The organism is Sphingomonas sp. dw_22 (genome assembly GCF_018449795.1).
Lineage (GTDB): Bacteria > Pseudomonadota > Alphaproteobacteria > Sphingomonadales > Sphingomonadaceae > Sphingomonas.
The window spans coordinates 25555-31554 of sequence record NZ_JAAVVE010000050.1; the positions used below are offsets into that span (position 1 = coordinate 25555).

General features: G+C 65.7%; 3 protein-coding genes and 1 pseudogene. 2 read left to right on the forward strand and 2 right to left on the reverse strand.

What is annotated here, in order from left to right:
• The first annotated feature begins 32 nt into the window (after window positions 1–32).
• The gene (locus HB724_RS17510) at window positions 33–1769 is read left to right on the forward strand and encodes a peptidase M61 (RefSeq protein ID WP_213982233.1); all 1737 of its coding nucleotides are present in this window, start codon (window positions 33–35) and stop codon (window positions 1767–1769) included.
• 310 nt (window positions 1770–2079) lie between these two features.
• Here the strand turns inward: HB724_RS17510 and gyrB are convergent, their stop codons facing one another.
• Window positions 2080–4590: a DNA topoisomerase (ATP-hydrolyzing) subunit B gene (gene gyrB / locus HB724_RS17515; RefSeq protein WP_213982234.1), complete on the reverse strand. Its 2511-nt coding sequence runs from the start codon at window positions 4588–4590 to the stop codon at window positions 2080–2082.
• A gap of 207 nt (window positions 4591–4797) precedes the next feature.
• On the opposite strand from gyrB, the gene HB724_RS20555 reads away from it, so the two are divergent.
• Window positions 4798–5430: a choice-of-anchor C family protein gene (locus HB724_RS20555; protein ID WP_256731598.1), complete on the forward strand. Its 633-nt coding sequence runs from the start codon at window positions 4798–4800 to the stop codon at window positions 5428–5430.
• A 261-nt stretch (window positions 5431–5691) separates the two neighbouring features.
• On the opposite strand, the pseudogene HB724_RS17525 reads toward HB724_RS20555, so the two are convergent.
• A pseudogene (locus tag HB724_RS17525) lies at window positions 5692–6000 on the reverse strand (DNA replication and repair protein RecF); the annotation flags it as partial.

A 6000-nucleotide genomic window follows, 5' to 3' on the forward strand; every position in this document is an offset into this window, starting at 1 on the left:
GCCGATAGGATCGAGACAAACGGAGAAAGATCATGACCGCGCTGTCCCGAAGAGCCGCCAAGTTCGTGCTAGCCGCTGCGCTATTGCCGTTGCCGGGCGGTACGGCATGGGCTGCATCCGATCCGGCGCCGGAACTCGCGATCACGATCGCGCCCGCCGCGCCCGATGCCGCGCATGTCATCCCCTATATCGACGTCACCATCGTCGCGCAGGACGTGCATCGTATCGCCGGCGAGGAGCTGTTTCGCCTGGCGCTGGTCGCCAACACGGTCGTCACCAGCGCCAAGGATCTGCAGGGGCTGACGATCGCGGACGGCAAGGGCGCGATCACCCCGCAAACCAGCGATGTGGAGAAGGATGGATCGAGCCGCACGCGCGTCTGGCAGGCTTCGCGCGCGATCGATGGCCCCGTGACCGTGCGCTATCGCGTGCCCATCGATGCAGCGGCGCCGCCGCTCGCATTGCCGCAATATGAAATGCGGACCGAGAAGGACAGTTTCTCGGCCGCTGCCAATGCGTTCGTCCTGCTCCCGGCCGATGGCAAGGCGCGCCGGGCGCATGTGTATTGGGATTTCACGAACTATGGTGCGGGCGGTGTCGGCGTCTCAAGCTTCGGTGTCGGAGACGTGGCGAGCAGCGAGGCGCTGTCCTCCGATCGCTTCGGCTCGGTCTATTACATGGCCGGCCGGCCGGGCGTGTATCGCTCGGGCGAGGACGGGTTCTTCGCGGCATGGCAGGGGACGCCGCCCTTTGCCATGGATCCGCTGATGCGTTGGGCGGCCGATCTGCATCGGTTCTACGGGCGCTTCTTCGGCTATACGCCGCCCAGCTTCGGCGTGTTCGGGCGCACCAATGCTCGGAATCCGGGCAGCGGCATCGGGCTGACCGACAGCTTCGCCTTCACCTTCAACCACACGTCCAACCCGAGCGACCTCCGCTCGCTGCTCGCGCACGAGATGCTGCATAGCTGGGTACGTTCGCTCGACGAGTCGATGGATGCGGCGGGCGGGCTCGACCGGTCGTGGTTCGGCGAAGGGCTGGCGGTGCACTACCAGCGGCTCCTGCCCTATCGCGCAGGCATGATTTCCGCCGATGCGTTCCTGCAGGATCTCAACAGCACGGCGGGACGCTATTACACCAACATCAAGATCGGCGTGCCCAATGCCGAAATTCCAGCAGGCTTCTGGCGCGACACGCGCATTCGCGTGCTGCCCTATGATCGCGGCTCGCTGTATTTCGCTTCGGTCGATGCGCAGGTGCGCGCGGCATCGGGCGGCAAGCGTTCGCTCGACGATATGGTGCGTGCGATGCTGGCGGCACGGACCGCCGGCAAGCCGATGAACGAAGCCCTGTGGCGATCGCTGCTCAAAGCAGAGCTCGGCGACAAGGGCGTTGCCGATCTCGATGCGATGCTGGCGGGGGGCACGGTGGTGCCCCCTTCGGATGCGTTCGGCCCCGAGTTTCGTCGTACCACGAAGATGCTTCGGCGGTTCGAGCTGGGGTTCGATCCGGCCTCTTTGCTGGCCCGGCCGAAGATCGTGCGGGGCCTGATCGCCGGCTCGAATGCCGAGAAAGCCGGTCTGCGGGACGGCGATGAGATCCTCAACACCTTCTCGCAAGATGGATTGCAGGGGAAGCAGGACGCGTATCTGGCGCTGGAGGTCAAGCGTGGCGCGCAGACGCTCTCCGTCCGATATCAGCCTCGTGGCGAGGCGGTGCAGTCCTTCCAATGGGAACGCAGTTCAGTTCCGTCCCCGACGGCAAAATGACAGCTCGTGTATCGGCCAGGTGAGGTTCGCGGCGTCGCAGTAGCCGGTGTCGGTAGCGAGCTGCTCGGGCCAGATACCGAACCGCTCCTGCGTCTGGTTCGAGCATCCTGCGCTGGGCGGACACTTCTGCCTGCTGCACCGTCAGCCAGCGAGAGTTTTTGGTCCGGCCTGTGCGCCGCGCTGACGACCCTCGAGGTGCCGCGAGACGCCAAACCGGTGGTGCGGCTGCCCGTCGGTGCTCGAGCTCATCTATTCCAGGTTCTGGACCGCACAGTACCGCTTTTGGTCCAGACCCCGCTCGCCTCCGCCGTCACACGTCCAGATTGGCGACGCTCAGCGCATTCTCCTGGATGAAGTCGCGGCGCGGCTCGACCACGTCGCCCATCAGCTGGGTGAAGATCGCGTCGGCGACGTCCGCCTGATCGACCTGGACCACCAGCATCGAGCGGTTCTGCGGATCGAGCGTGGTTTCCCAGAGCTGCTCCGCGTTCATCTCGCCCAGGCCCTTGTAGCGCTGGATCGCCAGCCCCTTGCGGCCGAACGCCAGGATCGCATCGAGCAGCTGGCTGGGGCGGGAAACCAGCGTCTCGCCCTTGGCGACCGTCACCGGCTCGTCGGACTCCTCGGTCGCAGCGGCGGCGGCCGCTTCGGCCTCCGCTGCCGCGCTTGCCCGGGACGAGACCAGCTTGGACGGGTGGAGATAGCTCGGCGCCTGCTCGATCGCGAGCGCGTGCAGCTTGCGGGCCTCGGCCGAGACGAGGAAGCTCGCCTCGACGATGTGGTGATCGGTCACGCCGCGCCACAGCCGCTCGAAATGATAGCCGCCGTCCTCGGTGATGCGCGCCGACCAGCGCGCCTCGGAATCGGCCGCGTCGAGCCGGGTGACGACCGTCTTCAGGCTCTCGCCGCGCTGCTCGCGCGAGGCGTTGGGATCGAGCCCGCCGCCCAGCGCCAGCGCCTCAATGATGTCCGCATTGTAGCGGCGCGGCACATAGCGCATCAGCGTGCGCATGCGCCGCGCATGCTCGACCAGGTCGCGCAGGTCGTCGCCGCTGCGCTGGCCGTTCGCGCCGTCCAGGATCGTGCCGCCGACGCCGGCATCGACCAGATACTGGTCGAGCGCATTGTCGTCCTTCAGGTAGACCTCCGAACGGCCCTTGGTCGCCTTATAGAGCGGAGGCTGGGCGATATAGAGGTGCCCGTTGGTGATGATCTCGGGCATCTGGCGATAGAAGAAGGTCAGCAGCAGCGTGCGGATATGCGCGCCGTCCACGTCGGCGTCGGTCATGATGACGATCTTGTGGTAGCGCAGCTTCTCGACGTTGAAGTCGTCGCGGCCGATGCCGGTGCCCATCGCCTGGATCAGCGTGCCGATCTCTCGGCTGGAGAGCATCCGGTCGAAGCGCGCGCGCTCGACGTTCAGGATCTTGCCGCGCAAGGGCAGGATCGCCTGGAAATGCCGGTCGCGGCCCTGCTTGGCCGATCCGCCGGCCGAATCACCCTCGACCAGGAACAGCTCGGACTTGGCGGGATCGCGCTCCTGGCAGTCGGCGAGCTTGCCGGGGAGGGAGGCGATGTCCATCACGCCCTTGCGCCGGGTGAGCTCGCGCGCCTTCTTGGCGGCCTCGCGCGCGGCGGCGGCGTCGATCACCTTCTGGATGATCTGGCGTGCGACGGCGGGGTTTTCCTCCAGCCATTCCGCCAGCTTGTCGGCCATCAGCGATTCGAGCGGCTGGCGCACTTCGGACGAGACCAGCTTGTCCTTGGTCTGCGAGCTGAACTTCGGATCGGGCAGCTTGACCGATACGATCGCGGTCAGCCCCTCGCGCATGTCGTCGCCGGTGAGGGTGACCTTCTCCTTCTTCAGCGCGCCCGACTTGTCGGCATAATTGTTGAGCGTGCGGGTCAGCGCGGCGCGGAAGGCGGCCAGATGCGTGCCGCCGTCACGCTGGGGGATGTTGTTGGTGAAGCAGAGGACGTTCTCGTAGTAGCTGTCGTTCCACTCCAGCGCGACGTCGATCGTCACATCGTCGCGCGTGCCCGAGATCGCCACCGGATCGGGCATCAGCGGCACCTTGTTGCGATCGAGATACTTCACGAACGCGGCGATGCCGCCTTCGTAGAACAGCTCGATCTCCTTCACGTCCTCATGCCGCGCGTCGCGCAGGAACAGGCGGACGCCCGAGTTGAGGAAGGCGAGCTCGCGATAGCGGTGCTCGAGCTTCTCGAAGTCGTACTCGGTGATCTTGAAGGTGGAAGGCGAGGCGAGGAAGGTGACCTTGGTTCCCTTCTTGACGCCATAATCCATCTTGGGCGCGGGGCCGACCACCTTGAGCGGGGCCACCGCGTCGCCATGGGCGAAGCGCATGTAATGCTCCTCGCCGTCGCGCCAGATCGTCAGGTCGAGCCATTCCGACAGCGCGTTGACGACGGAAACGCCCACGCCGTGCAGGCCGCCCGAGACCTTGTAGGCATTGTCGTCGCTGGTGTTCTCGAACTTTCCGCCGGCATGGAGCTGGGTCATGATGACCTCGGCCGCCGAGACGCCTTCTTCCGTGTGGATGCCCGTGGGGATGCCGCGGCCGTTATCCTCGACAGAGACCGATCCGTCGGCGTTGAGCTGGATGACGATCCGGTCGCAATGGCCGGCAAGCGCTTCGTCGATCGCGTTGTCGCTCACCTCGAACACCATGTGGTGGAGGCCCGAGCCGTCGTCGGTATCGCCGATATACATGCCCGGCCGCTTGCGAACCGCGTCGAGCCCCTTCAGCACCTTGATCGAATCGGCGCCGTATTCATTCTGCTTGGGAGTGTCTGCCATGCCCAGCATATAGGCATAAGCGGCGCACGGCGAAAGCCCGTAAGGGCCCTGCGGGACGGAGGGCGCAAAGCCGGCGCGGATGGAACGCAAGGCCCGATCGCAGTTGATTTCCGTGCCGTAACGAGACGGGCGGATACCTTCATTGTTCGTTTACCCTTCAGATCTCTCCCGTTAGGAGACGGGCTCGGTTCCAGTGAGGGGTTCTCCATGTTTCGCAAGTTTATCGTCGTGGCGATCGCCGCGACCGTTTTGCCTGCCGCGGCCAATGCACAGGCTTTCCAGAATGGCGGCTTCGAATTCGGCACTGCGCCGGGCAGCTTCTCCACGGTCGGCGCGGGCTCGGGCGCGATCACCGGCTGGACCGTCGGCGGCGCCGGCGTCGATTATATCGGCAGCTACTGGAATGCCGGCGAAGGCAGCCGCAGCATCGATCTGTCGGGCAACGGCGCGGGCAGCATTGCCCAGACCTTCGACACGATCCTGCACCAGGCCTATTCGGTGACCTTCCTGCTCGCGGGCAATCCCGACGGCGCGCCGGTGGTGAAGAATATCGATGTCGGCGCGACCGGCAACGCCACCGCCAGCTACACGCTCGATTCGAGCGGCACCGGGCGCAACGCGATGGGCTGGACCTCGTACACCTATAATTTCGTCGCCGCTGGCACCTCGACCACGCTGAGCTTCGCCTCGCGCGACAGCTCGCCCTATGGCGCGGCGCTCGACGGCGTCTCGGTCACCGCGGTTCCCGAGCCGGCGGTGTGGGGCATGATGATCGGCGGCTTCGGCCTGGCCGGCATGGCGCTGCGCCGCCGCCCGGCAGTGCGCTTCGCGCGCGGCTGATCCACCGGAATCGGTAAGGGAAAAGGGGCCGTTCCACTCCGTGGGGCGGCCCCTTTTCCTTGGCTCTTCGGATCGGACGCGAAGACCGCTGGCAATGTAGGATTTCGCCTGCGATGCCTCGCCGGCTCTTTCTCATCGTCGAGTCTCGAAAGCCGCGAAATTCGGGGAGGAAGGGTTTTTCGCAATACCCGTGTCAACCGTGTCAACCAAACCAGTTCTCTGCGGCCTCGCTGCGAAGCGCTTTTTTCAATTGATATAATCTCAATCGGCAATCGATCCGTCCGCCACGCGGTATCGCGTCGCCTCTCCCGGCACCGCATCGAACAGCCCGGCTTCGGTGCCGGTCATCCATACCTGCCCCATGCCCGCCAGCCGTTCGAACAATGCCGCGCGCCGGCCGGGATCGAGATGCGCCGCGACTTCGTCGAGCAGCAGGATCGGCGCGCGCTCGATGCGCTCCGCCACCAGCTCGGCATGGCCCAGCACCAGCCCGAGCAGCAGCGCCTTTTGTTCTCCGGTCGAGCAGAGCCCGGCGGGCTGGCCCTTGCCGAGATGCGTGACCAGCAGGTC

Bases quoted from the DNA above. Each gene is read 5' to 3' on its own strand.
- HB724_RS17510 (WP_213982233.1), top strand. From the start codon at position 33: ATGACCGCGCTGTCCCGAAGAGCCGCCAAGTTCGTGCTAGCCGCTGCG.
- gyrB (WP_213982234.1), bottom strand. From the start codon at position 4,590: ATGGCAGACACTCCCAAGCAGAATGAATACGGCGCCGATTCGATCAAG.
- HB724_RS20555 (WP_256731598.1), top strand. From the start codon at position 4,798: ATGTTTCGCAAGTTTATCGTCGTGGCGATCGCCGCGACCGTTTTGCCT.